We start from the raw sequence: 22,555 nt of genomic DNA, 5'->3' as shown, positions 1-22,555 counted from the left end.
GCCTTCAATTGACTGCCACTTCCATTTTGGCGGGTCCCCAAGCTGGGTGAGTTATCCCCAGAGTTATTCACAACCTATGGATGTTTTGGTTACCCGTTCGTTAAAATCGTCGCATTTGGCAATGATTGTTTCCAAAAGGTAAACGCCATCGAAAGGCGCCGTTCGCCGGGAACCCGCAACACGCAACACCCGGAAAGGTTGTGCAACACTTCGCCGACCCGGGGTGATTCACCCCTCAGAAATCGGAGACTTTGATGCAAGATCTACTGACCATGTTGCAAAGACTTCACCGCCCGCGCCTCTTGATGCGGGCCGCCCGCATCGGGGCCGAAGACTACCGCCGCGGCACCCATTTGCCACGGATACTGGGCTTTGGTATATTGCCACGCCACGGCACCGCGCTGATCAAACTGATCGAGATCGAGGCCGCGTTGGACACCCAGCGCAAGACGGCGGATGCAAGCTATAGCCTGATCCGCCATGTAGATGTTCTTATTGCCATGGTCGGCGAGGCGCGGTTCTTGAAGGCCGCGATGATGCCCGGCGCCTGATCTGCGATGCGGGGGATCGCCCCCGCCGCAAAGCTTTAGCTAAAGCTATCGGGTTCCGCCGCCTTACGGGTTGCGACAAAGGCATCGAGCGCTTCGCGAATGGCTGGATCCAGCGCGGGCTGCTGATAGTCGGCCAGCATCTTTTCGACCCGCGCGGTGGCAAGGCTCTGCGTGTCGCGCGCGCCCTCGTCCGACCAAGTCTCGAAAGGTTTGTAGTCCAACAGATCCGACTTCCAAAAGGCATCGCGGAAATTGCTCTGCGTATGGGCGCAGCCGAGGTAATGCCCCCCCGGCCCCACTTCGCGGATCGCGTCCATGGCCTGTGCGTTCACGTCGATCTCCACCCCACGGGCAAGGTGATGCAACGTGCCCAGTTGATCCGCATCCATGACGAATTTCTCGAAAGAGGAAACAAGCCCCCCTTCCAGCCAGCCACAGGCGTGCAGCATGAAGTTCACCCCCGAAAGCAGCCCCATGTTTAGGCTGTTCGAGGTCTCATAAGCCGCCTGCGCATCGGGCAGTTTCGAGCCGGTGAAAGACCCGGCGCTGCGGTACGGCAGGTTGAGCCGGCGGGCCAGTTGCCCAGCGCCATAGGTGATATGCGCAGCCTCGGGCGTGCCGAATGTGGGCGCGCCGCTGTTCATATCGATGGAGGTGACGAAAGCCCCCATGATCACCGGCGCCCCGGGGCGGACAAGCTGGCTATAGGCGATGCCCGCCAGCGTCTCGGCCAAGACCTGTGTCAGCGTGCCCGCCACGCTCACCGGGGCCATGGCACCGCCTACGATGAAGGGCGAGATGATGCAGGCCTGATTGTTCTCGGCATAGACCTTGAGCGCGCCCATCATCACATCGTCGAAGGTCATCGGCGAGTTGATGTTGATGAGCGAGGTCATCACCGTGTTTTCCTGCACGAAATCCTTACCGAAGAGGATACCGCACATATCGACGGAATCCTGCGCACGGCTGGGTTCGGTCACCGATCCCATGAAGGGTTTGTCGCTCAGCGTCATATGGGCATGCAGCATATCGAGGTGACGTTTGTTCACCGGGATATCTGTCGGCTCGCATACCGTCCCCCCCGAGTGATGCAGCCATTTGGACATATAGCCCAGTTTAACGAACTTCTCGAAATCCGCCATCGTGGCATAGCGCCGCCCCCCTGCGGCATCGCGCACGAAGGGCGGGCCATAGACGGGGGCGAGGACAAGGTTCCTCCCCCCGATCACCACATCCCGATCTCGGTTGCGGGCCACTTGGGTGATCGTCGAAGGCGCGGTGGAGCAGAGCTTGCGTGCCAGCCCCCGTGGGATACGCACCCGCTCCCCCTGAACATCGGCCCCGGCCTCACGCCAGAGCGCCAATGCCTCGGGGTTGTCGGGGAAGTTCACGCCAATCTCTTCCAGCACCGCATCGGCGTTCTGTTCGATGATCTCCAGCGCCTCTTCGGTCAGCACTTCGAAGTTCGGGATATTCCGCTCGATATAGCGCGCTGTCTCGAAAGAGACGGCTGTGCGCGCCGCGCGTCTTGCCGCACCACCACCGCCGCGTGCCCGTCGTGCTGATTCCGCCATTGCTCTTTCCTTCCCACAAGTCTTGGCCCGTCACTACCCCATTCCCGGCAGGCGCTTCGCGCGGATAACGCCCCCTAGCGGCAAAAAGCGACATCGCGTGCCGTCCCCGCGCCACTTGCGCGAATTAAACGCAGGCGGCACTGGTCTTCGGCCTGCTAGAGACTTGCCAGAGCGCGCGCACGGGCCTAATCACAGCCCCATGACAGATATCACCCATGACCGCCTTCTCATCATCGACTTCGGCAGCCAGGTCACGCAGCTTATCGCGCGTCGCCTGCGGGAGCTGAATGTCTTTTGCGAAATCCACCCGTTCAACACGGTGGACGAAGCCTTCCTCAAGGAATTCGCGCCTAAGGCGGTGATCCTGTCGGGTGGCCCGTCCTCGGTGTTTGCCGAAGGCGCGCCGCGTCCGCCGCAGGCTGTTTTTGAACTGGGCGTGCCGATCCTTGGCATCTGCTATGGCCAGCAAGTCATGATGCATTGCCTTGGCGGCCATGTGGAGCGCGGCCATGGCACCGCTGAATTCGGCCGGGCCTTTGTCACCCCCACGGGCCAACAGCTTGATCTGCTCGAAGGCTGGTTCGCCACCGACCGCGAACAGGTCTGGATGAGTCATGGTGACCACGTCAGCAAAATCGCCCCGGGGTTCGAGGTCTATGGCACCTCCCCCAACGCGCCTTTCGCCATCACCGCGGATGTGGAGCGTCACTTCTACGCAGTGCAGTTCCACCCCGAGGTGCATCACACCCCCAACGGTCCGCGCCTTTATGAGAACTTCGTGCGTCTGGCGGGCTTCAAGGGCGACTGGACCATGAGCGCCTATCGTGAGGAGGCCATCGCCGCGATCCGCGAGCAGGTCGGCGACCAAAAGGTAATCTGCGGCCTTTCGGGTGGGGTCGACAGTTCCGTCGCCGCGGTGTTGATCCATGAGGCCATCGGCGACCAGCTGACTTGCGTTTTCGTTGACCACGGTCTGCTGCGCAAAGGTGAGGCCGAAGAGGTCGTCACCATGTTCCGCGACCATTACAACATGCCGCTGATCCACGCGGATGAGCAGGAACTCTTCCTGGGCGAGCTGGACGGCGTCTCGGACCCCGAGACCAAGCGCAAGATCATCGGCAAGCTCTTCATCGACGTCTTCCAGAAACACGCCAAGGAAGTGGGCGATGCGACCTTCCTTGCCCAAGGCACGCTCTACCCGGACGTGATCGAGAGCGTCTCCTTCTCCGGCGGGCCCTCTGTCACCATCAAGAGCCACCACAACGTTGGCGGGCTGCCCGAAAAGATGGGCCTGAAACTGGTCGAGCCGCTGCGCGAGCTGTTTAAGGACGAGGTGCGCGAGTTGGGCCGCGAGCTGGGCCTGCCGCCCTCCTTCATCGGTCGCCACCCCTTCCCCGGGCCGGGTCTTGCGATCCGCTGTCCTGGTGAGATCACCCGCGAGAAGCTCGACATCCTGCGCGAAGCCGATGCGGTCTATATCGACCAAATCCGCCGCCATGGGCTTTATGACGATATCTGGCAGGCCTTCGTGGCGATCCTGCCGGTGCGCACCGTGGGCGTGATGGGCGATGGCCGCACCTATGACTTCGCCTGCGCCCTGCGCGCGGTGACCTCAGTCGATGGGATGACGGCGGATTACTACCCCTTCTCGCATGATTTCCTTGGCGAAACCGCCACACGGATCATCAATGAGGTGCCGGGCATCAACCGCGTGACCTATGACATCACCTCGAAACCTCCGGGCACCATCGAGTGGGAATAAATTGCGGGTGGCCCTGACCGGCCACCTACGCTGCGCCACCCGGGCCGAGGCGGACCGGGTGCGCGCAGGGCTTGACGCGCATCTGCGTCTTACCCGGGCCGAGCCGGGATGCCTCAGCTTCGACGTGACCCCGACCGACGATCCCCTTGTCTGGCAGGTCGCGGAGCTCTTTACCGACCGGGCGGCCTTTGAGGCGCATCAGGCCCGTGCCGCAGCATCGAACTGGGCGCGGCTCACCGCCGGGATCGCCCGCGACTATCAGATCACAGAAACCACATGAGCCCCACCTTTCGCGCTGCACTCTGGATGATCGGCTCCATCGGGTCATTCTCCACCATGGCCGTGGCGGGGCGCGAACTCTCGGCGCGGTTCGACACTTTCGAGGTCATGCTCTACCGCAGCGTGATTGGCGTGATCATCGTCCTGTCGCTCGCCGGAGCCACGGGCGCGTGGCGGCAGATCAACACCCGCAACTTCGGCCTGCAACTGCTGCGCAACCTTGCGCATTTCACCGGGCAGAACCTGTGGTTCTTCGCCGTGTCGCTGATCCCGCTGGCACAGGTCTTCGCGTTGGAATTCACGTCGCCGCTATGGGTCATCGTCCTGTCGATCTTCCTGCTGGGCGAACGGCTGACCGCGACACGGGCGCTGGCCGCCATCATGGGGTTCATCGGCATCCTGATCGTGGCGCGCCCCGATATCGGCAACCTCAACACCGGCATTCTGGCGGCGGCGGGATGCGCCGTCTTCTTTGCCCTGACCAATGTGCTGACTAAATGGCTGACGCGAACCCAAGGGATCACCACGATCCTCTTCTATCTCACCACGTTGCAACTGCTGTTCGGCCTGATCGCGGCAGGCTACGATGGCGATATCGCCAGCCCCACGGCTGAGACGACGCCCTTCCTGCTGCTGGTCGGCGCCTGCGGGCTGCTTGCGCACTACTGCCTGACCAACGCACTAAGCCTTGCCCCCGCGACCGTGGTGGTGCCCATTGATTTCGTCCGCCTACCGGCCATCGCGATTGTGGGCATGCTTCTCTATGCCGAAGCGCTGGATATCTGGGTCTTTGTCGGGGCCGGGATCATCTTTGCGGGCAACTATCTCAATATCTGGTTTGAGACCCGCAAAGCACACCCCAAGTAATGTTGGCCCAGATTCCAGCCTGACCCAAGGTCAGCGATTGACGCAAACGGCAGCAATCCGCTTAGATCGTTTCCAACCTGTGCCGGGGAGGATCCGCACAGAAGTCTTGGGAGGAGAGCAAATGAAAACCTATTTCTTGGCAATTCCGGCACTGTTGGCATCTACGGCAATCGTTCACGCTGGCGGCATCGATCGGTCGGGCCAATCCATCAACGCCCTGTTTGAAAGCGGCCGCTATGCGGAGTTCAGCTTTGGGCATATCGATCCATCCACCAGCGGGACGTCGACAATGGCGGTGCCGCCGCCATCGCTGTCGAATGTCAGCTCCGGCGATATGACCTCCAGCTATCTCCAGTTTGGCGCAGCCTATAAGGCCGACATCAACGACAAGCTGTCCTATGCGATCATCTATGATCAGCCGTTCGGCGCGGATGTCGATTACCCCACGCCCACCGGCTACTATGCACAAGGTGCCCAAGCGGATCTGGAAAGCCACGCGATAACCGGCCTGTTGCGCTACCGCATGAACGAGAACTTCAGCGTTCACGGCGGTCTGCGCGTCCAAACCATCGAAGCGGTCGCAGCTGTGCCCTTCGTCGCCGGCTATACGGTGAACGGCGAGCGTGACACCGGCGTCGGCTATGTTGCGGGTGTCGCCTATGAGCGCCCCGACATCGCCATGCGTGTCGCGCTGACCTATAGCTCCAGCATCGACCACGAGGTCGACACGACCGAGTTCGGCGCCATCATGAGCACGACCGAAATCGAAACCCCGCAGTCGGTGAACCTTGATTTCCAGACCGGCATCGCCGCCGACACGTTGCTTTTTGGTGGCATCCGCTGGGTCGATTGGTCCTCCTTCGACATCACCCCCGCCCAATACCAAGGCGCGACGGGCGGCTCGCTCGTCAGCTACGATGACGACGTTTTCACCTACTCGCTCGGCGTGGGCCGCCGTCTGAACGACAACTGGTCGGTCTCGGCCTCCGTCGGCTATGAGAAGTCCAACGGCGGGTTCGCCTCCAACCTCGGGCCGACCGATGGCAACAAGAGCCTTGCACTGGCCGCCGTCTATACCCGCGACAACATGAAGATCACCACCGGCGTGCGCTACGTCAACATCGGTGATGCAGAGACAACTTTGAACGGTACGAATGCCTCGGGCGAGTTCGAAGACAACGATGCTCTGGCCTTTGGTGTAAAAGTGGGTTTCACCTTCTGATCCACACCAGACCCGTCGAGATTACGCCGCCCGAGACCCTCGGGCGGCGTTTTTTTATGCATGCGCATCTTTCGGGTCGTGCCGATCCGTGGAACAGCCTAAACCCAAGCCATGATCACACAGAAAACCATCCCCCCGCGCGCTTGGATCGAAATGGGCTGTCTCGCCCTGCTCTGGGGCGCGTCCTTTGTCGCCGTGCGGGTGGCCTTGGATGAGATCGGGCCGCTGACCTCGGTCGCGCATCGGGTGTTCTGGGCGATGTTGGTGCTTTGGGCCGCCGTCGCCACCATGCGCCTGCCACTGCCGCGCGACCCGCGCATCTGGGCGGCCTTCCTGCTGATGGGGCTTTTGAACAATGTGATCCCCTTCTCGCTGATGGCATGGGGGCAGTTGCACATCCCCTCGGGGCTGACCTCGATCCTCAATGCCGCCACCGCGATCTTTGGCGTGCTGGCCGCGGCGATCTTTCTGGCGGATGAGCGGATCACCCCGCGCAAGGCGATTGGCGTCTGCCTCGGCTTCGCGGGCGTCAGCACCGCCATCGGTCTGGAAAATCTCACGAATTTCGACCTCGGCAGCCTTGCACAACTGGCCGTGCTGGGCGGGGCGATGTCCTATGCCATGGCCGGTGTCTGCGCGCGCAAACTGCTGCCGGGCCAGCCGCCGCAACTGGCCGCCGCCGGGATGCTCACCGGCGCCACGCTGGTCATGCTGCCGCTGGCATGGGTGGCGGAGGGGCCACTGACCCTAAACCTCGCCCCGGCCACGCTCGTCGCCATCGCCTATTACGCGCTGGCCGCGACGGCGCTGGCTTATCTGCTCTATTACCGCGTGCTCGGCATGGCGGGCAGCAGCAACCTGATGTTGGTGACACTGCTGGTCGCCCCCGTGGCGATCCTGCTGGGCGCATGGCTGCGTGATGAGACCCTGCGCCCCGCTGCCTATGGCGGTTTCGCCCTTCTCGCACTTGGGCTTCTGGTGCTCGATGGCCGCATCTGGCGTCTGGTGAAACACTGGGGTAGTCAGGGGAAACGAAGCACTTAACCTTGGTGATACATGCTCTACCCCACGGCTGACGATTGGCGCGCGGCGCCGCGGCGCAAAGTTCTGATCTTCGGCATGTCGGGCTTGGGCAAGACCCATCTCTCTAGCCTGCTGCGCGCCAGCGGGGATTGGTTTCACTACTCCATCGACTACCGCATCGGCACCCGTTACCTGGGCGAACTCATCGCCGACAACGCCAAAGCCGAGGCGATGAAAGTGCCCTTCCTGCGCGATCTGCTGCTGAGCGACAGCATCTACATCGGCTCAAACATCACCTTCGACAACCTGTCGCCCGTGGCCACATGGCTGGGCAAACCGGGCGACCCTTCGCGCGGCGGGCTGCCGATGGCAGAATACGCCAAACGGCAAGAGGCTTTCCGCCGGGCCGAGATCAGCGCGCTGCAAGACACCGCCTATTTCGCCACCCGCGCCGAAGCGCTCTATGGCTATCCGCATTTCATCTGCGACACCGGTGGCTCGATCTGCGAATGGGTCGACCCCGAAGACCCGAACGACCCGCTCCTGCGGCAATTGGCCGAGGAATGTCTGCTGGTCTGGATCAAGGGCGACGAAGCCCATACCGAGGAACTTATCCGCCGCTTTGACAAAGCGCCCAAGCCGATGGCCTATCAGCCCGAATTCCTCGCCCGGGCATGGGCCGATTATCTGGCCGAAAAGAACATCACCGAGGACGCGGTGAACCCCGACGATTTCATCCGCTGGACCTATGCCGCCGCCCTGTCGCACCGCCAACCCCGCTACGCCGCCATGTCGAAATGGGGTGTGACCATCACCCCCACCGATATCGACGCGCTGACAGCTCCCGAAGACTTTACCGACCTCATTGCCCGCCACCTGCCCGCAGGCGGTTGAACCCGCCCCGCCCAAGATTATCTGACTGCACTGGCCACCCCTGAAAGACCTGTCTCATGCCCATCAAGATCCCCTCCCGCCTGCCTGCCTTCGACGTTCTGCGCAACGAAGGGGTCATGGTGCTGGACGAGGAACTGGCATCGCGGCAAGACATCCGCCCCCTGCGCATCGCCCTGCTGAACCTGATGCCCAAGAAAATCCAGACGGAGAACCAGTTCGCCCGGCTGATCGGTGCCACGCCCTTGCAGATCGAACTGAGCCTCATCCGCATGTCAGACCACCGGACCCGCAACACCGCCGCCGAACATATGGAAAGCTTCTACCGCCCCTTTGAGGAGATGAAGGCCGAGAAATTCGACGGGCTGATCATCACCGGCGCACCGATCGAACATCTCGACTTTGACGAGGTGACCTATTGGGACGAGCTGCGCGAGGTGATGGAATGGACCCAGACGAACATCCACTCCACCTTTGGCGTCTGCTGGGGCGGCATGGCGATGATCAACCACTTCCACGGCGTCAAGAAACACATGCTGAGCGAAAAGGCTTTCGGCTGTTTCCGGCACCGCAACCTCGCGCCCGCCTCGCCCTATCTGCGCGGCTTTTCGGATGATTGCACCGTGCCCGTCTCGCGCTGGACCGAGATGCGACAAGACGAGGTTGACGCGCGTCCCGGCCTGACCACCCTTTTGGGCAGTGATGAGGTTGGCCCCTGTCTGATCGAAGACCCCGAACACCGCGCGCTCTATGTCTTTAACCATTTTGAATACGACCGCGACACGCTCAAGCAAGAGTATGACCGCGATGTCGAGAATGGCGTGCCGATCAACGTGCCCTGCAACTACTACCCCGAGGATGACCCCGCGCGCACGCCGGTGAACCGCTGGCGCAGCCATGCGCATCTGCTTTATGGCAATTGGATCAACGAGATATACCAAACCACCCCCTTTGATATGAATGAGATCGGCCATTAAACTGCTGCTTGCCCTCCTCCTCGGGCTGGCGCTGCTCACCGCGCTTGTCCAATGGCGTGCCGCGCGGCATGAGGCGCGGGCCGAGGCAAGCCATCCGCCCGAGGGTGAGATCATCACGGTGGATGGCCTGCCGGTCCATGCCAAGATCATCGGCAGCGGGCCCGATCTGGTACTGATCCACGGGGCCAGCGGCAACCTGCGCGATTTTACTCTGGGCTTCGCTGAGCGGCTGAGCGACCGCTACCGCGTCATCATGTTCGACCGTCCCGGCATGGGCTATACCGCCCGCCTGCCCGGCGCGCGCGGGCCTTGGAACCCGCGCGGCGAGTCGCCGCAGGAACAGGCCGCACTCTTGCAGAAAGCGGCGGATCAACTGGGTGTCGAAAACCCCATCGTGCTGGGCCATTCCTTTGGCGGGGCCGTGGCGCTGGCTTGGGGGCTGCAACGCCCTGATGAGACCGCAGCGCTGGTGCTGGTCTCTGCCGTGTCGGAGCCTTGGCCCGGCGGTCTCGGCTGGCTCTATAACGTCAGCGCCTCACGGCTTGGCGGGGCGCTCTTTATCCCCGCCGTCACCGCCTTTGTCCCCGACAGCGTGGTGCAAAGCAGCATCGCGGCGATCTTTGCCCCACAGCAAGCGCCCGAAGGCTATGCCGATCACATCGGCACGGGCCTCACTCTGCGCCGCAGCGCCAGCCGCGCCAATGCGCAACAGGTTTATCAACTCCGCCCGCATGTGGTTGAAATGGCCGCGCAATATGACCGCCTGACCATGCCGGTCGAAATCATTCACGGTGATGCCGATACCATTGTGCCGATGCATATCCACGCCGAGGAACTGATCAAAGACATCCCCAACGGCGCCCTGACCCGCCTGCCCGGCATGGGCCATATGCCCCATCACGCCGACCCGCAGGCGGTGGTGGATGCCATCGACCGCGCCGCCGCCCGTGCCGGTTTGCGTTAATCGCCTTAACATCCCATATTGAAACAAGAACAACCCGCAAGGAGCGCCCATGGACCTGCCCTTTGACGGCGCAATCAGCGCCTTTTACGAAAACGACGCCCCCGAGGACATCCGCCAAGCGATCCAGCGGGCCGACAAGGACGATATCCTTTCGCCCAGCTACCCGCATGATGAACGTCTGTCGCGCAAGACCTATGAGCGCGACTATGACCGTTTGCAGATCGAGATGGTCAAACTGCAATCTTGGGTGCGCGAAACCGGGCAGCGCGTGGTCATGGTTTTCGAGGGCCGCGACGCCGCTGGCAAAGGCGGCACGATCCGCCGTATGCGCGAAAACCTCAGCCCACGGTCCGCGCGGGTGGTGGCCCTGTCGAAACCTACCGAAACCGAGCAAGGCGAGTGGTATTTTCAGCGCTATATCAAACATCTGCCCACAGCGGGCGAGATGGTTTTTTATGACCGTTCTTGGTACAATCGCGGGGTGGTGGAAAAGGTCTTTGACTTTTGCACCCCCGAACAACGCGCGCATTTCTTTGAACAGGTCACCCCGTTCGAGCAGATGCTCGTCGAAGACGGCATTCACCTGATCAAGTTCTGGCTCAACGTGGGCCGGGCCGAGCAGTTGCGCCGCATGTTGTCGCGCGAATCCGATCCGTTGAAACAGTGGAAACTGAGCCCCATCGACGTCAAAGGTCTCGCGAAATGGGAGGAGTATTCCGCCGCCATCGCCGAGACATTGCTGCGCAGCCATACGGATGAAACCCCGTGGACGGTGATCCGCTCTGACGACAAACGCCGCGCCCGTCTCGCGGCCATGCGCCATCTGCTGCACCGTTTCGACTATCCTCAGAAAGACGCCAAGGCGATCGGCAAGATCGACGATGAAATCTGCGGCGGGCCGGACATCTGGGATGCCTAAGCGCGGCTACCATCACGGCAACCTGCGCCAAGCGCTGATCGACGCGGCGCTTGAGTTGATCGAGCAGCGCGGCCCCACGGGTTTCACCCTTTCCGAGGCCGCCAAACGCGCGGGCGTCACCCCGGCGGCGGTCTATCGCCATTTTGAGGGCCGCGAAGACCTCATCGCCGAGGCCGCGCATCAAGGCTATGATATCTTTGCCGACTTGATGGAATTTGCCTATCAATCCGGCCAGCCCTCGGCACTTAAAGCCTTTGAGGCGACGGGCCGCGCCTATCTTGCCTTTGCCCGCAAACATCCCGGCCATTACATCGCGATGTTCGAATCCGGCATCTCGGTCAACCGCACGCCGGAACTGGCCCATGCCGCCAACCGCGCCAATGCGGTGCTGGAACGCGCGGCGACCGACCTCAGCCAACATATCCCGGCGGACAAACGCCCGCCCGCCTCGATGTTCTCGGCCCATATCTGGGCGATGAGCCACGGGGTGGTCGAGCTTTTCGCCCGCAACTCGCCCGGTCGCGCCTCGCCCTTCCCGCCCGATGACCTGCTGGAAACCGGGATCGGGATTTATCTGCGCGGCTTGGGGCTGGTCAGCCCCGACGAGTGACGGCGGCGGCCCTTAGGCCGCCACTTTCATCTCCTGCAAGACATCCGCCGCAATCTCGAACGAGCGCAGCCGCGCGTTATGGTCGTGAATCTGCCCGGTCAAGATCAACTCATCGGGTCGGTGCTGCGCGATCAGCGTTTCCAACTGACGTTTCACCGTCTCAGGACTGCCGACCGCAGAGATGCGCAATGCGTGGTCGACCCCTTGGCGCAGGCCCGCGCCGATCTCGGCATCGATGTCGCGCACCGGGGCTGGCAGCTTGCCGGGGCGGCCAGTACGCAGACGGGCGAAAGCCTGCTGCATGGTGGTCCGCAGATAGGCGCCCTCCTCATCCGTGTCGGCGGCAAAGACGTTCACCGCCAGCATGAAACGCGGTTCGGGGCAGGCTTTGGACGGTTTGAAATCCCGACGATAGATCGCCGCGGCCTCTTCCAACGCATCCGGCGCGAAATGCGAGGCAAAGGCATAGGGCAGCCCAAAATGCGCCGCCAATTGTGCGCCATAGAGCGAGGAGCCGAGGATCCAGATCGGCACATGCGTCCCCTCACCCGGATGGGCGCGCACCGGCGCGCGGGGATCGGGCGCGCCGAGATAGGCCATCAACTCGGCCACGTCATCGGGGAATTGATCGCCCGCGATCATGCCGCGGCGCATGGCGCGCATCACCGCCTGATCCCCGCCCGGCGCGCGGCCCAGCCCCAAATCGATCCGGTCACCATGAATCGCCGCAAGCGTGCCGAACTGTTCGGCAATGGCCAAGGGCGCATGGTTGGGCAGCATCACCCCGCCCGCGCCGACGCGAATCTCTTTCGTGTGATCCGCCACATGACCCAGCAGAACCGAGGTCGCCGCCGAAGCGATGCCGGGCATATTATGATGCTCCGCCATCCAAAACCGGTGATAGCCCTTGGCCTCGGCCAGTTGCGCCAGAGCGACCGAATTGGCGATGGCGGTGGTGGTATCCGACCCTTCGGGCACGGGCGCAAGATCAAGAACTGAATACTGCATGACTGTCTCCTGTGTTGGGGCTGATATAGGCAGGCACAGCCCCGCCCGGAACCACGTCGCCTGATAAAAACCAACGACTTGGGCGAAATTTCCGTCGATCACAATGTTATGTTCTAACGCATGCCAGATATGCGCAATCGGGCCTTGCCGCCCCCCGGAGAGCGCCCTATCCGAGGGGCCTTCACAACCTGACCTCGCCAGTCGCAGACAAGCTATGGTCCAAAACTAGGCAAATGCCATGAATATCAAACATCTTATCGGGTTCGGCCTCACCGCCGGGCTGCTCTCCTCTGCTGCCTATGCGCAGGAAAACGTCACTACCGGTTTCGACCCGGTCATCGAAGACCGCAGCATGACTTCCATGGTTGGCTGGACCGCCGGCGTCTCTGCCGCGACACGGTTCAACACGTCGGATGATTTCGATCACGTTGAGAACGAAGTCGAAGGTTTTGTCGAGCTGACCTACGGCGGCTTCCACACCGGGCTGAGCGCGACATCGCTTTACCAAGACCCCACCGATGACGTCGAATTCGAAGCGAACCTCGGCTACGGCGCGGACTTCGGTCAAGGCCTGAGCTGGGATCTGACCTATGGCTACATCTGGCTGAACGATTCCAAAGATCACAGCGAAGAGATCACCGCGACGCTGGGCTTCCCCATCGGGCGTGACGCTTCGGGCGCATTCGCCGTGATCATCGATCCCGACAATGGCGAAAGCGATCAGGAAGTCGCGTTCGAAGCGCCCCTGTCCGAGCGTTGGACCGCCGTTGGCCTCATCGGCAACAGCGACCGCGACGACAACATCTATGCCGAAGCCGGTGCCGTTTATGACTTCGGTGACGGCGTCACTTTCGAAGCGCTTTACGAAGACACCAACGATGGCGACGGCGTGCTGGGCTTCACCGTGAGCTACGAAATCGGCGGCTAAGCCGATTTAGGATCAAAGGCGATCCGACCCTAAGGCCGCTGCGGGAAACCGCGGCGGCCTTTTTCATGTCCCGCGGCCAACCCTGCCCACCGCAACGAAAAAGGGCCACCCCGGAGGGCAGCCCTTTCGCAAAATATGACCGGTAAGCTTAACGCTTGGAGAACTGGAAGCTCCGGCGCGCTTTGGCCTTACCGTATTTCTTCCGCTCGACGACGCGGCTGTCGCGGGTCAGGAAGCCTGCCGCTTTCAGCGCACCGCGCAGGGAGGGATCGTAGAGTTGCAGGGCTTTGGAGATGCCGTGCTTGACCGCACCCGCTTGACCGGACAGACCGCCGCCTTTGACAGTCGCGATCACGTCGAACTGGCCTTCGGTGTTGGTGATGCCGAAAGGCTGCGCGAGGATCAGCTGCTGCACAGGGCGCGCGAAGTATTCGTTCTGCGGCTTGCCGTTCACGATGACCTTGCCGGAACCGGGCTTGATCCAAACGCGGGCGACCGCGTCTTTACGCTTGCCGGTGGCATAGGCGCGGCCCAGTTCGTCACGAACCGGCTCACGGGGGGTCACTTCGGTCTCGGTGCCCTGCACGCCGCCGATGTTGTCGGTCACGGCTGCTTCCAGACCGTCGAGGGATTTGATTTCGTCAGCCATGCTCATGCACTCCGCGTGTTTTTCTTGTTCAAGGATTTGACATCCAGAACTTCGGGGCTCTGCGCCTCATGGGGGTGTTCGCTACCTGCATATACGCGCAGGTTGGTCATGATCTGGCGGCTCAGGCGGTTGCCGGGCAGCATGCGCTTGACCGCTTGGGTCACAACACGCTCAGGATGCGCGCCTTCGAGGATCTGTGCCTTGGTGCGCGATTTGATGCCACCGGGGTGGCCGGTGTGCCAGTAGAAGTGCTCTTCGCGCTTCTTGCCGGTCATCTGCACCTTGTCGGCGTTGATGACGATCACGTTGTCGCCGCAATCCATATGCGGCGTGAAGGACGGCTTGTGCTTGCCGCGCAGGCGCATGGCAACGATCGAGGCGAGACGGCCCAGCACGACGCCTTCGGCGTCGATGATGATCCATTTCTTGTCGATATCTGCCGGTGTCGCAGAAAAGGTTTTCATGGATGAATTCCCGTTTGAGGTTGGTCGGAACGAGGAATCCCCGCCCGGTGTCTGATGGAGGCGTTATAAACACCTGCATCGCCGGGTCAAGCGCAGCAATCCCTGATTTTATCAGCTAAAACAATACGTTGCGATTTAGGTATAATAATACCCCATATTTCTACACGCTGATCTGCTCCGGTGGATTGTCCAGAAGGCAGCGCAGCCGCTGCATCGCCGCCTCGAAAGAGCGCAGGGAGACATGGGCGTTCACCGCGATGCGCACCGCATGGGGCGCGCGGCCATCGCGCAGGGCGAATTCATCGGCCGAGCGGATCTGCACGCCCTGCGCCTCTGCCGCGCGGCAGAACCCGGCAGCCCGCCACCCCGGCGGGAGTTGCAGCCAGAGAAAGGGCACATCGCGCGACCATTCCAAAGCGTGGCCGCCCAGATGGTTGACCGCCACTTCGACATATTCCGCCAGTCTTTCGCGAATATCGGCGCAGATCGCCTTGAGCCGTGGGTCCGTCAGGAGAATCCGCGTGGCTTCGGCCAAGGGACGGGCGAGGCCGAAATAGCCATATTCCGCCACCCGCCGCAGGTCCGCCGCACGGCCTGCGGGCGCCAGCGCAAACCCCACCCGCAAGGCAGGCGTCAATTCCTTTGAGATCGAAGAGACATGCCAGACATGCTCAGGCCAGAGCGAGCGGTAGCTCGGCGCGCGGGCGAGGCCCATGCGGTAGCAGTCATCCTCCAAAATCTCCAACCCGTGCCGTTTGGCGACTTCCAACAGCGCACGCCGCCGTTCAAGGCTGGTGTGGCTGCCCGTAGGGTTATGCACCTCCGGCGTCGTGCAAAAGACCTGCGCCGCGCTGTCGCGCGCGGCCTTGTCCAGCGCCTCTGGCAGCACGCCCTCTGCGTCCATCGCCACCCCGACCACCTCGGCGCGCAGCACCTCTGCCGCGCGGCGAAACCCGGCGTAGGAGAGATCTTCGACCAGCATCACCGGCTTCGGCCCTGAAAGGATCGCTTGCAGTACCAATACAATCCCGCTCTGCCCGCCATGCGAGAGCACAACGTCACGCTCGCTCAGCGGCCCGAGCGCGAGATGCGACAGCCAGTTGACCACCGCTTGCCGCACCGGGGCATAGGCGTCGCGGGTGGGATAGTTCATCAGGTCTTCGCCTGGCACATCCGCCACCTGCCGTAGGGCGCTGCGGATCAGCGCCACCTGTCCCATGTCCGGCAGGCGCGGGCTGAAGAGGCTGACCGCATCCGTATCGGCAACCTCCAACTCCTTGATCCAACTATCTTGTTCGCGATTCCAGACATCCTCGCGGATGGCCGCCTGCGGCGGGGCGACAAAGGTGCCACGGCCCACCTCGGCCTCCAACAGACCCTCATCGGTGAGGATGGTATAGGCCCGCGCCACGGTGCCGGGGGTAATCCCCAATTGCCACGCCAGTTCCCGCACCGGCGGCAGCTTATCCCCCACCGCCAAAGCGCCAGAGTTAATCCCCTGCCGGATGGTCAGCGCGACGAGTTTGTACTTCGGCCCCTGCCCCTCGGCCAATGTCGGCTGCCAAATTGTACCCATCACAATATTCCTGTGGTCAAATTGTATCGCGCTTTGTACCTTTGCACCTGTAGGCATTCTACACTTTGTGTCAATACAATTTTGCCAATACAATTTCAAGGAGTTCCCCCCATGACACAGGCACGCCCCCTTACCGCTGATGCAATGACATTGATGACATACCGCGCCCTGCCGGTCCCTGCGGTGATTGCGCTGCGCTTTGCGGCTGTCGTGACCACATGGGCGGCCCGCCGACGCACCCGGATCGCGCTTGCCGCGCTTGAACCCTGGGAGCTTGAAGATGCGGGACTGACACCGGAACAAGCCTCGGCCGAGGCTTCCCGCGTGTTCTGGCAGGCGTAGCTTCCCTGTGGCGACTGCCAGACCTCTTCCTCGGGCCGGGTTTTCCCGGCCCTTTTTTGTGGCCTCTGAGAATTCCCCGGCCCGGAATCAAGCCGCAGGCGCCGGGCCATCGCCTGCCCGTCCCGGCGGGCTGGCGATTTGGTGAGGCGGGGCGCTTCTGCGATAAGGCGCATCACGGCTGCGCCATAAAGTGGCATGGACCGGCGTCGCAATCGCCACCCCACGGTCAGGCGCTGACCCTAAACTCTGCCCCTCACCCCATCGACGCTGGCGGAATCGCATAGGTCAGCCCGGCCCGCGCGACCGGCTTGTCCGACCCTTCGGAATAGATCAACACATCCGTCACCGACAGCTGCCGCCCCAGCTTCAGCAGCTTGGCATGGGCCACCAGCGGCACATCCGCCAGCGGTTTACGCATAAAATCAATCGAGCAATTCGTCGTCACCGCCAGCGCCTTGGGCCCGATCATCGCCAGCGTCACCAGATAGGCCGAGACATCCGCCAGCGCGAACATCGACGGGCCTGAAACAGTCCCTCCGGGCCGCAGATGGCGGCGGCTGGTCAACAGGCGCATGGTGATCTCGTTCTCGGCCACATGATCCACGGCGAAATCATCCGCTACCTGATCGAACACCTCCCGCATGAAGGCTTCCAACGCCTTCGCATCCATCACCACGGCCATACTTGTCCTCCCTGCTGTCCTCGGCGTAACGTTGGCGCGATCAACCGGGGAGGGCAAGGTGGCAATTCTTGACGTTACGGCACGCGGGTCGGTGACCCACCTGCGCATGAACGCCCCCGAGCGGCTGAACGCCCTGTCGGACGAAATGCTGGCCGCCCTGCACGCGCGCTTCGACCAATTGGCCCCGGACCGCGCCACGCGGGTCATCGTCCTGTCCGGCGCTGGCAAAGCCTTCTGCGCGGGGCACGACCTGCGCCAAATGACCGCCATGCGCCAAGCCGAAGACGGGGGAGCGGCAGGTTTCAAAGAGCTTTTCGACCGCTGCGCCGCCCTGATGGCCCGCATCCAAAGCCTGCCGCAGCCCGTCATCGCCCAAGTGCATGGCATCGCCACCGCCGCGGGCTGTCAGCTTGTCGCCACCTGCGATCTGGCCATCGCCGCGGATGACTGCCGCTTCGGCGTCAACGGCGTGAGCATCGGCCTCTTCTGCTCAACCCCCATGGTCGCCCTGACCCGAAACATCCCGCGCAAACAAGCCTTTGAGATGCTCACCACCGGCGAGTTCATCTCCGCCCCCCGGGCTGCTGAACTGGGCCTGATCAACCGCGCCGTGCCGGGCGACCAACTGGCCCAAGAGACCGAGGCGCTGGCCGAGAAGATCGCCGCCAAACTCGGCACCGCCGTCGCCCATGGCAAAGGCGCCTTCTACCAACAGATGCAGATGCCCAGCGAACAAGCCTACGCCTTTACTGGCGAGGTCATGGTCCGCAACATGCTTGAGGCGGAAACACGCGATGGCATCGACGCCTTCTTGGAAAAACGCCGCCCCGATTGGCCCCAATGATTGTTTCCAAATCCGCCAGCCTTTGTTGCCACGCTGGGGCTGGCAAATCTGGCGAAATCACGGCATAGTTATGTTAGGGCATAGAAACCCTGATGATTTTGGGTCGCCGCAGGCGGAAGGTCCCTCCGGGTCAGCCTCTCACTGACCGACCATTCCCGCCGCGGCGACCCCAAAACCATTCCCCCTCAGAAGCCAGACCGCCCGTTCTTGCCTGTTGCGTGCGGCGCTGGCCTGCCCTACATCGCCCCCATGACAGATACATTGCACATCATCGGCGGCGGCATGGCCGGATCAGAGGCAGCTTGGCAAACGGCGAACGCGGGCGTGAAGGTCGTGATCCACGAAATGCGCCCCAAGGTTGAAACCTTCGCCCACCAAACCGGGCTTCTGGGCGAGATGGTCTGCTCCAACTCCTTCCGCTCGGATGATGACGAGCAAAACGCCGTCGGCCTGCTGCATTGGGAAATGCGTGCCGCCAACGGGCTGATCATGGCCTGCGCCGACAAGAACCGCCTGCCCGCAGGCGGCGCATTGGCAGTGGACCGCGACCCCTTCGCGCAGAGCGTCACCGACACGCTGCTCGCCCACCCCAACATCACCGTGGAATATGGCGAGATCACCGAACTGCCGCGCGACGGCAAATGGATCATCGCCACCGGTCCGCTCACCTCGGGCAAGCTCGCCGAAGCCATCGCGGCTGAAACCGGCGCTGAGGCGCTGGCCTTTTTCGACGCCATCGCGCCGATCGTCTATTTCGACAGCATCGACATGTCCAAAGCATGGATGCAGTCGCGCTATGACAAGGGCGAGACCGAGGAAGAGCGCACCGCCTACCTCAACTGCCCGATGGACAAGGAGCAATACGAGGATTTCATCGACGCGCTGCTGGCCGCCGAAAAGACCGAGTTCCGCGAGGGCGAAACCGCAGGCTATTTTGACGGCTGCCTGCCCATCGAAGTGATGGCCGAACGGGGCCGCGAAACCCTGCGCCACGGCCCGATGAAACCCGTGGGGCTGACCAATCCGCACCAACCCGAGGTCAAGGCCCATGCCGTGGTGCAATTGCGCCGCGACAATAAACTGGGCACGCTTTACAATATCGTCGGCTTCCAGACCAAGATGAAGTACGGCGCGCAAACAGATGTTTTCAAACGGATTCCGGGGCTAGAAGACGCGCGCTTCGCCCGTTTGGGCGGCATTCACCGGAACTCCTTCATCAACTCGCCGACACTGCTCGACGACCAGATGCGCCTGCGCAGCCGCGACAATATCCGCTTTGCGGGTCAGATCACCGGTGTCGAAGGCTATGTCGAAAGCGCCGCCATGGGCCTGCTGGCGGGCCGTATGGCCGCCGCCGAAATCAAGGGCGGCAGCCTGCCCACCCCGCCCGACAGCACCGCCATGGGCGCGCTGATCACCCATATCACCGGCGGGGCCGAGGCAAAAACCTTCCAACCGATGAACGTGAACTTCGGCCTTTTCCCCCCGGTCGAAGGGCTGAAATCGGGGCGCCGTGGCCGCAAGGACCGCTACAAAGCCTATACCGACCGCGCCAAGGCAGATTGGCAAACATGGCTTAATCAAGGTTAACGCGGCGGGGGTTAACACTGGATCCTCCCGCCCATCCCCCATATCCTAGGGGGCATGACACAGCATTTTTTCGACAAGGCCTATGCGGCGCGGGACACGAATGTGATCCGCAGCCTCTATGACGAATGGGCAAGCAGCTATGACGAGGACATCAAGGCCCAAGGCTATGCCACGCCCGACCGCGCCGCTGCCACGCTCGCAGAATTTCTCGACGACAAAGAGCAGCCGATCTTCGACATCGGCTGCGGCACCGGGCTGTCCGGCGCGGCGCTGAAACAGGCGGGTTTCACCACCATCGACGGCGGTGATGTATCCGCCGCCATGCTAGAGCAAGCGCGCAAAAAAGGCATATACCGCAACCTATTAGAACTCGAAGTTGACGCGCCACTTCCCTTTGCGCCCGGGGCTTATGCGGCGATCAGCGCCATCGGTGTGATCGGCCCCGGTGCAGCCCCGATCACCCTCTTCGATACGCTGATGCATGGGTTAGAAAAGGGCGGTAAGCTCCTATTTTCACTAAATGAAAAAGCGCTGGAAGATCGCGGTGCCTTGGGCATGATCCACGAATGGACCGATTGCGGCGCGGCAATCCTCCTCTTTGCCGAGGAAGGGCCGCACCTGCCCGGGATCGACATGAAGTCTACCGTATATCTGATTGAAAAGAATTGACTCTTATCACCAGATTCGCACCATCTCCGACCGGACCACTGCACCTCGGCCACGCCTATTCCGCACTCTTGGCCCATGATCTTGCAAAGGCCGCAGGGGGCAATTTTCTGCTGCGGATCGAAGACATCGACCAATCCCGCGCGCGCGCTCATTGGGAGGCGCAGATCTACGAAGACCTCGCATGGCTGGGCATCGACTGGCCGCATCCCGTCATGCGGCAATCGGATCGAATGGCGGCCTATGAAGCCGCCCTAGATGCCCTCTGGTCGCGCGGCCTGCTCTATGCCTGCACCTGCAACCGCCGCGACATTGCCGCTGCCACCAGCGCGCCGCAGGAGGGGGCAGAACCCGTCTACGGCCCCGATGGCCTCATTTACCCCGGCACCTGCCGCACGGCAGGCCACTCCAAAGGCTCCGGCGCGCTGCGCCTCGATATGCGTAAGGCACTGGAAAACCTTGGCAATACCAAGCTAAGCTTCACCGAAAACGGCCAGGGGCCGAATGCCGAAACTGGGAAGATCACCCTCTCTTCCGATCAGTTGATGGACACGGTCGGGGATGTGGTCTTGGCCCGCCGCGACATGGGCACGTCCTATCACCTTTCCGTCGTGCTCGACGACGACGCGCAGGGGGTGACGCTGGTCCCGCGCGGGGCCGATCTGTTTGATGCGACCTACATTCATGTGGTGCTACAGGCGCTGTTGGGCCTGCCGACGCCGCTCTATCACCACCACCGTCTGATCCGCGATGACAGCGGCAAGCGATTGGCCAAACGTGATGACGCCCGCGCCATCGCACTCTATCGCGAGAACGGCGCCACGCCCGATGAAATTCGTGAAATCATCGGGCTTTAGCGCGCGGTCTTAACCCATCGGCTTCATCAGTTCGACCTCTTCGCCGTCCTGAATGCCGGTGTAAAAGCAGCTCCGCCGCCCGGTGTGACAGGCCGGCCCGGTCTGATCCACCATCACCAACAGGCAATCCCGGTCACAATCGACGCGCATCTCGACCAGCTTTTGCACATTGCCGCTGGTTTCGCCCTTCACCCAGAACGCCTGCCGCGAACGGCTCCAATAGGTGACCTTGCCGGTCTCTAGGCTACGCGCGATGCTCTCCGCATTCATCCACGCCAGCATGAGCACCTCATGGGTCTCAGCGTCCTGCGCGATGGCCGGGATCAAGCCCGCTTCGTTGAACTGAAGGCTAGCAGGATCAAATGTCATCGGGCACCTCGTGGAAATATTTGCATCTGTCTCTGCGGCGCTTATGTAGGGTTTCAACACGAAAAGGAACAGCCCATGTCGGATGAGACGGACCTCATCAAGCTCTACTCCGCGCGCATTCTCGCGCTCGCGGCCGAGATCCCCCACTTGGGCCGCATGGAGACCCCGCAGGCCAGTGTGAAACGCCGCTCGCCGCTCTGCGGCTCCACCGTGACGGTCGATGTGCGGGTTGAGGATGGGCATCTGGCCGAGATGAAGCAGGACGTGAAAGCCTGCGCTCTGGGGCAAGCCGCCGCCGCCGTGGTGGGCGATGCCGCCCCCGGCAGGTCGCTTGCGCAGATCGCAACCGCACGCGATCAACTGCACGCCATGCTTAAAGGCGAAGGCCCGGTGCCGGATGCCCCTTTCGACGGTTTCGAAGTGCTAACCCCCGCCACGGCCTATAAAAACCGCCATGCCTCCATCATGCTCAGCATCGAAGCATTGACGGAAGCGATGCAAGAGGCCGAGGCACCTGCCGAAGCGGGCGAGCGCTGATCGCGACAGGCCTCAGTCAGCCCCTCCCTGAACAGCTAAAAAAAAAACGCCGCACATCCGGCGAAGGATGGCGGCGTCAGTCGGCGTGCCTCATGTGGGACCCACTTTGCCGAAAACCGACGCGGACAGGCAAGTCGGAGCATCAAATTGGGACGGATGCAGCGGCAAAACGGCATGAGAGCCTTGGCAGAACTCAGATAAAGGCGGGCAGATGCAGACCCACCACCAGCATCACGATCAAAGCGGCGGCCCCTGCTGCATCTTGCAACAATGTGGCCTGTGATCTGACGGCGATAGATTTCAGGGCAGTGTAAGTCATCATCAATACCTCCTTATCTGTGTTGCTTCTTTGTTCTCATTTCTTCGCCCGCAAGTAAAGAACTTTTTGAGAACATTCGCGAACA

Annotated in this window: 26 protein-coding genes; 18 read left to right on the top strand and 8 right to left on the bottom strand. The window is 62.1% G+C overall.

What is annotated here, in order from left to right; genetic code table 11:
* The first annotated feature begins 254 nt into the window (after nucleotides 1-254).
* Nucleotides 255-551 (top strand): DUF6477 family protein, encoded by a 297-nt coding sequence (locus FCK22_RS06930; protein WP_067266855.1) that lies wholly within the window; start codon nucleotides 255-257, stop codon nucleotides 549-551.
* A gap of 35 nt (nucleotides 552-586) precedes the next feature.
* Here the strand turns inward: FCK22_RS06930 and FCK22_RS06925 are convergent, their stop codons facing one another.
* Nucleotides 587-2,125 (bottom strand): trimethylamine methyltransferase family protein, encoded by a 1,539-nt coding sequence (locus tag FCK22_RS06925; RefSeq protein ID WP_067266857.1) that lies wholly within the window; start codon nucleotides 2,123-2,125, stop codon nucleotides 587-589.
* A 199-nt stretch (nucleotides 2,126-2,324) separates the two neighbouring features.
* On the opposite strand from FCK22_RS06925, the gene guaA reads away from it, so the two are divergent.
* The 10 genes from guaA (at nucleotide 2,325) to FCK22_RS06875 (ending at nucleotide 11,639) form a co-directional block, all read left to right on the top strand.
* Nucleotides 2,325-3,887, top strand: coding sequence for a glutamine-hydrolyzing GMP synthase (guaA, locus tag FCK22_RS06920; RefSeq protein WP_067266859.1), 1,563 nt, complete (start codon nucleotides 2,325-2,327; stop codon nucleotides 3,885-3,887).
* A gap of 7 nt (nucleotides 3,888-3,894) precedes the next feature.
* A complete protein-coding gene (locus tag FCK22_RS06915) occupies nucleotides 3,895-4,167 on the top strand; it encodes an antibiotic biosynthesis monooxygenase (RefSeq protein WP_136720310.1) in 273 nt (90 codons plus the stop codon).
* A complete protein-coding gene (locus tag FCK22_RS06910; protein ID WP_067266862.1) occupies nucleotides 4,164-5,033 on the top strand; it encodes a DMT family transporter in 870 nt (289 codons plus the stop codon). The genes FCK22_RS06915 and FCK22_RS06910 overlap by 4 nt, the downstream gene beginning before the upstream one ends.
* 121 nt (nucleotides 5,034-5,154) lie before the next feature.
* Nucleotides 5,155-6,255, top strand: a complete 1,101-nt coding sequence (locus tag FCK22_RS06905; RefSeq protein ID WP_067266864.1) for an outer membrane protein transport protein — start codon at nucleotides 5,155-5,157, stop codon at nucleotides 6,253-6,255.
* Between the two features lie 111 nt (nucleotides 6,256-6,366).
* The gene (locus FCK22_RS06900; RefSeq protein WP_136720309.1) at nucleotides 6,367-7,299 is read left to right on the top strand and encodes a DMT family transporter; all 933 of its coding nucleotides are present in this window, start codon (nucleotides 6,367-6,369) and stop codon (nucleotides 7,297-7,299) included.
* Between the two features lie 12 nt (nucleotides 7,300-7,311).
* Nucleotides 7,312-8,172: an ATPase gene (locus FCK22_RS06895; protein ID WP_067266866.1), complete on the top strand. Its 861-nt coding sequence runs from the start codon at nucleotides 7,312-7,314 to the stop codon at nucleotides 8,170-8,172.
* 56 nt (nucleotides 8,173-8,228) lie between these two features.
* The gene (gene metA, locus FCK22_RS06890; RefSeq protein WP_067266868.1) at nucleotides 8,229-9,146 is read left to right on the top strand and encodes a homoserine O-succinyltransferase; all 918 of its coding nucleotides are present in this window, start codon (nucleotides 8,229-8,231) and stop codon (nucleotides 9,144-9,146) included.
* Nucleotides 9,130-10,110: an alpha/beta hydrolase gene (locus tag FCK22_RS06885; protein ID WP_067266869.1), complete on the top strand. Its 981-nt coding sequence runs from the start codon at nucleotides 9,130-9,132 to the stop codon at nucleotides 10,108-10,110. Before metA ends, FCK22_RS06885 begins: the two co-directional genes overlap by 17 nt.
* A gap of 49 nt (nucleotides 10,111-10,159) precedes the next feature.
* A complete protein-coding gene (gene ppk2, locus FCK22_RS06880) occupies nucleotides 10,160-11,029 on the top strand; it encodes a polyphosphate kinase 2 (protein ID WP_067266871.1) in 870 nt (289 codons plus the stop codon).
* Nucleotides 11,022-11,639, top strand: a complete 618-nt coding sequence (locus FCK22_RS06875; RefSeq protein WP_067266873.1) for a TetR/AcrR family transcriptional regulator — start codon at nucleotides 11,022-11,024, stop codon at nucleotides 11,637-11,639. The genes ppk2 and FCK22_RS06875 overlap by 8 nt, the downstream gene beginning before the upstream one ends.
* 12 nt (nucleotides 11,640-11,651) lie before the next feature.
* Here FCK22_RS06875 and FCK22_RS06870 read toward each other — a convergent pair whose 3' ends face one another.
* Nucleotides 11,652-12,647, bottom strand: coding sequence for an LLM class flavin-dependent oxidoreductase (locus FCK22_RS06870; RefSeq protein WP_067266875.1), 996 nt, complete (start codon nucleotides 12,645-12,647; stop codon nucleotides 11,652-11,654).
* Between the two features lie 238 nt (nucleotides 12,648-12,885).
* Between FCK22_RS06870 and FCK22_RS06865 the strand changes: the two genes are divergently transcribed.
* Nucleotides 12,886-13,575: a hypothetical protein gene (locus FCK22_RS06865; protein WP_067266877.1), complete on the top strand. Its 690-nt coding sequence runs from the start codon at nucleotides 12,886-12,888 to the stop codon at nucleotides 13,573-13,575.
* Between the two features lie 148 nt (nucleotides 13,576-13,723).
* Here the strand turns inward: FCK22_RS06865 and rpsI are convergent, their stop codons facing one another.
* From rpsI to FCK22_RS06850, 3 genes are all read right to left on the bottom strand, one after another.
* Nucleotides 13,724-14,224 carry a 30S ribosomal protein S9 gene (gene rpsI, locus FCK22_RS06860; RefSeq protein WP_067266905.1) on the bottom strand — a complete coding sequence of 167 codons (501 nt, stop codon included), beginning with the start codon at nucleotides 14,222-14,224 and terminating at the stop codon, nucleotides 13,724-13,726.
* A 2-nt stretch (nucleotides 14,225-14,226) separates the two neighbouring features.
* On the bottom strand, nucleotides 14,227-14,688 hold the full coding sequence (gene rplM / locus FCK22_RS06855) for a 50S ribosomal protein L13 (protein ID WP_067266879.1): 462 nt from the start codon (nucleotides 14,686-14,688) through the stop codon (nucleotides 14,227-14,229).
* 160 nt (nucleotides 14,689-14,848) lie between these two features.
* Complete coding sequence (locus FCK22_RS06850; protein WP_067266880.1) at nucleotides 14,849-16,264, bottom strand: PLP-dependent aminotransferase family protein; 1,416 nt, start codon at nucleotides 16,262-16,264, stop codon at nucleotides 14,849-14,851.
* A 111-nt stretch (nucleotides 16,265-16,375) separates the two neighbouring features.
* Here FCK22_RS06850 and FCK22_RS06845 point away from each other — a divergent pair, with 111 nt between their 5' ends.
* A complete protein-coding gene (locus FCK22_RS06845) occupies nucleotides 16,376-16,606 on the top strand; it encodes a DUF1127 domain-containing protein (protein ID WP_067266882.1) in 231 nt (76 codons plus the stop codon).
* 253 nt (nucleotides 16,607-16,859) lie between these two features.
* On the opposite strand, the gene FCK22_RS06840 is transcribed toward FCK22_RS06845, so the two are convergent.
* Nucleotides 16,860-17,288 (bottom strand): PaaI family thioesterase, encoded by a 429-nt coding sequence (locus FCK22_RS06840; RefSeq protein WP_067266884.1) that lies wholly within the window; start codon nucleotides 17,286-17,288, stop codon nucleotides 16,860-16,862.
* 58 nt (nucleotides 17,289-17,346) lie between these two features.
* Between FCK22_RS06840 and FCK22_RS06835 the strand changes: the two genes are divergently transcribed.
* From FCK22_RS06835 to gluQRS, 4 genes are all read left to right on the top strand, one after another.
* Nucleotides 17,347-18,132 (top strand): enoyl-CoA hydratase, encoded by a 786-nt coding sequence (locus FCK22_RS06835; RefSeq protein ID WP_067266886.1) that lies wholly within the window; start codon nucleotides 17,347-17,349, stop codon nucleotides 18,130-18,132.
* Nucleotides 18,133-18,381: 249 nt separating this feature from the next.
* On the top strand, nucleotides 18,382-19,722 hold the full coding sequence (gene trmFO / locus FCK22_RS06830) for a methylenetetrahydrofolate--tRNA-(uracil(54)-C(5))-methyltransferase (FADH(2)-oxidizing) TrmFO (protein WP_067266890.1): 1,341 nt from the start codon (nucleotides 18,382-18,384) through the stop codon (nucleotides 19,720-19,722).
* Nucleotides 19,723-19,776: 54 nt separating this feature from the next.
* Nucleotides 19,777-20,391, top strand: coding sequence for a methyltransferase domain-containing protein (locus FCK22_RS06825; RefSeq protein WP_067266892.1), 615 nt, complete (start codon nucleotides 19,777-19,779; stop codon nucleotides 20,389-20,391).
* A complete protein-coding gene (gluQRS, locus tag FCK22_RS06820; RefSeq protein WP_067266893.1) occupies nucleotides 20,388-21,245 on the top strand; it encodes a tRNA glutamyl-Q(34) synthetase GluQRS in 858 nt (285 codons plus the stop codon). Before FCK22_RS06825 ends, gluQRS begins: the two co-directional genes overlap by 4 nt.
* A 9-nt stretch (nucleotides 21,246-21,254) precedes the next feature.
* Here the strand turns inward: gluQRS and hisI are convergent, their stop codons facing one another.
* Nucleotides 21,255-21,614 (bottom strand): phosphoribosyl-AMP cyclohydrolase, encoded by a 360-nt coding sequence (hisI, locus tag FCK22_RS06815; RefSeq protein WP_067266895.1) that lies wholly within the window; start codon nucleotides 21,612-21,614, stop codon nucleotides 21,255-21,257.
* Nucleotides 21,615-21,689: 75 nt separating this feature from the next.
* Here hisI and FCK22_RS06810 point away from each other — a divergent pair, with 75 nt between their 5' ends.
* Nucleotides 21,690-22,151 (top strand): iron-sulfur cluster assembly scaffold protein, encoded by a 462-nt coding sequence (locus FCK22_RS06810; protein ID WP_067266897.1) that lies wholly within the window; start codon nucleotides 21,690-21,692, stop codon nucleotides 22,149-22,151.
* A 193-nt stretch (nucleotides 22,152-22,344) separates the two neighbouring features.
* Here FCK22_RS06810 and FCK22_RS19545 read toward each other — a convergent pair whose 3' ends face one another.
* Complete coding sequence (locus FCK22_RS19545; protein WP_269451604.1) at nucleotides 22,345-22,473, bottom strand: hypothetical protein; 129 nt, start codon at nucleotides 22,471-22,473, stop codon at nucleotides 22,345-22,347.
* Nucleotides 22,474-22,555: the final 82 nt, after the last annotated feature.

The organism is Sulfitobacter sp. 15WGC, assembly GCF_005068605.1.
Classification (GTDB): domain Bacteria; phylum Pseudomonadota; class Alphaproteobacteria; order Rhodobacterales; family Rhodobacteraceae; genus Sulfitobacter; species Sulfitobacter faviae.
This window is presented reverse-complemented; position numbering and strand designations above follow the sequence as displayed.

Coding starts and splice junctions, on each gene's coding strand:
- FCK22_RS06845 (WP_067266882.1), top strand. CDS start 16,376: ATGACACAGGCACGCCCCCTTACCGCTGATGCAATGACATTGATGACA.
- FCK22_RS06865 (WP_067266877.1), top strand. CDS start 12,886: ATGAATATCAAACATCTTATCGGGTTCGGCCTCACCGCCGGGCTGCTC.
- FCK22_RS19545 (WP_269451604.1), bottom strand. CDS start 22,473: ATGATGACTTACACTGCCCTGAAATCTATCGCCGTCAGATCACAGGCC.
- rplM (WP_067266879.1), bottom strand. CDS start 14,688: ATGAAAACCTTTTCTGCGACACCGGCAGATATCGACAAGAAATGGATC.
- FCK22_RS06875 (WP_067266873.1), top strand. CDS start 11,022: ATGCCTAAGCGCGGCTACCATCACGGCAACCTGCGCCAAGCGCTGATC.
- ppk2 (WP_067266871.1), top strand. CDS start 10,160: ATGGACCTGCCCTTTGACGGCGCAATCAGCGCCTTTTACGAAAACGAC.
- FCK22_RS06810 (WP_067266897.1), top strand. CDS start 21,690: ATGTCGGATGAGACGGACCTCATCAAGCTCTACTCCGCGCGCATTCTC.
- FCK22_RS06840 (WP_067266884.1), bottom strand. CDS start 17,288: ATGGCCGTGGTGATGGATGCGAAGGCGTTGGAAGCCTTCATGCGGGAG.
- metA (WP_067266868.1), top strand. CDS start 8,229: ATGCCCATCAAGATCCCCTCCCGCCTGCCTGCCTTCGACGTTCTGCGC.
- FCK22_RS06905 (WP_067266864.1), top strand. CDS start 5,155: ATGAAAACCTATTTCTTGGCAATTCCGGCACTGTTGGCATCTACGGCA.
- FCK22_RS06825 (WP_067266892.1), top strand. CDS start 19,777: ATGACACAGCATTTTTTCGACAAGGCCTATGCGGCGCGGGACACGAAT.
- hisI (WP_067266895.1), bottom strand. CDS start 21,614: ATGACATTTGATCCTGCTAGCCTTCAGTTCAACGAAGCGGGCTTGATC.
- FCK22_RS06870 (WP_067266875.1), bottom strand. CDS start 12,647: ATGCAGTATTCAGTTCTTGATCTTGCGCCCGTGCCCGAAGGGTCGGAT.
- FCK22_RS06850 (WP_067266880.1), bottom strand. CDS start 16,264: ATGGGTACAATTTGGCAGCCGACATTGGCCGAGGGGCAGGGGCCGAAG.
- FCK22_RS06930 (WP_067266855.1), top strand. CDS start 255: ATGCAAGATCTACTGACCATGTTGCAAAGACTTCACCGCCCGCGCCTC.
- FCK22_RS06900 (WP_136720309.1), top strand. CDS start 6,367: ATGATCACACAGAAAACCATCCCCCCGCGCGCTTGGATCGAAATGGGC.
- FCK22_RS06910 (WP_067266862.1), top strand. CDS start 4,164: ATGAGCCCCACCTTTCGCGCTGCACTCTGGATGATCGGCTCCATCGGG.
- trmFO (WP_067266890.1), top strand. CDS start 18,382: ATGACAGATACATTGCACATCATCGGCGGCGGCATGGCCGGATCAGAG.
- guaA (WP_067266859.1), top strand. CDS start 2,325: ATGACAGATATCACCCATGACCGCCTTCTCATCATCGACTTCGGCAGC.
- rpsI (WP_067266905.1), bottom strand. CDS start 14,224: ATGGCTGACGAAATCAAATCCCTCGACGGTCTGGAAGCAGCCGTGACC.
- FCK22_RS06925 (WP_067266857.1), bottom strand. CDS start 2,125: ATGGCGGAATCAGCACGACGGGCACGCGGCGGTGGTGGTGCGGCAAGA.
- FCK22_RS06885 (WP_067266869.1), top strand. CDS start 9,130: ATGAGATCGGCCATTAAACTGCTGCTTGCCCTCCTCCTCGGGCTGGCG.
- FCK22_RS06895 (WP_067266866.1), top strand. CDS start 7,312: ATGCTCTACCCCACGGCTGACGATTGGCGCGCGGCGCCGCGGCGCAAA.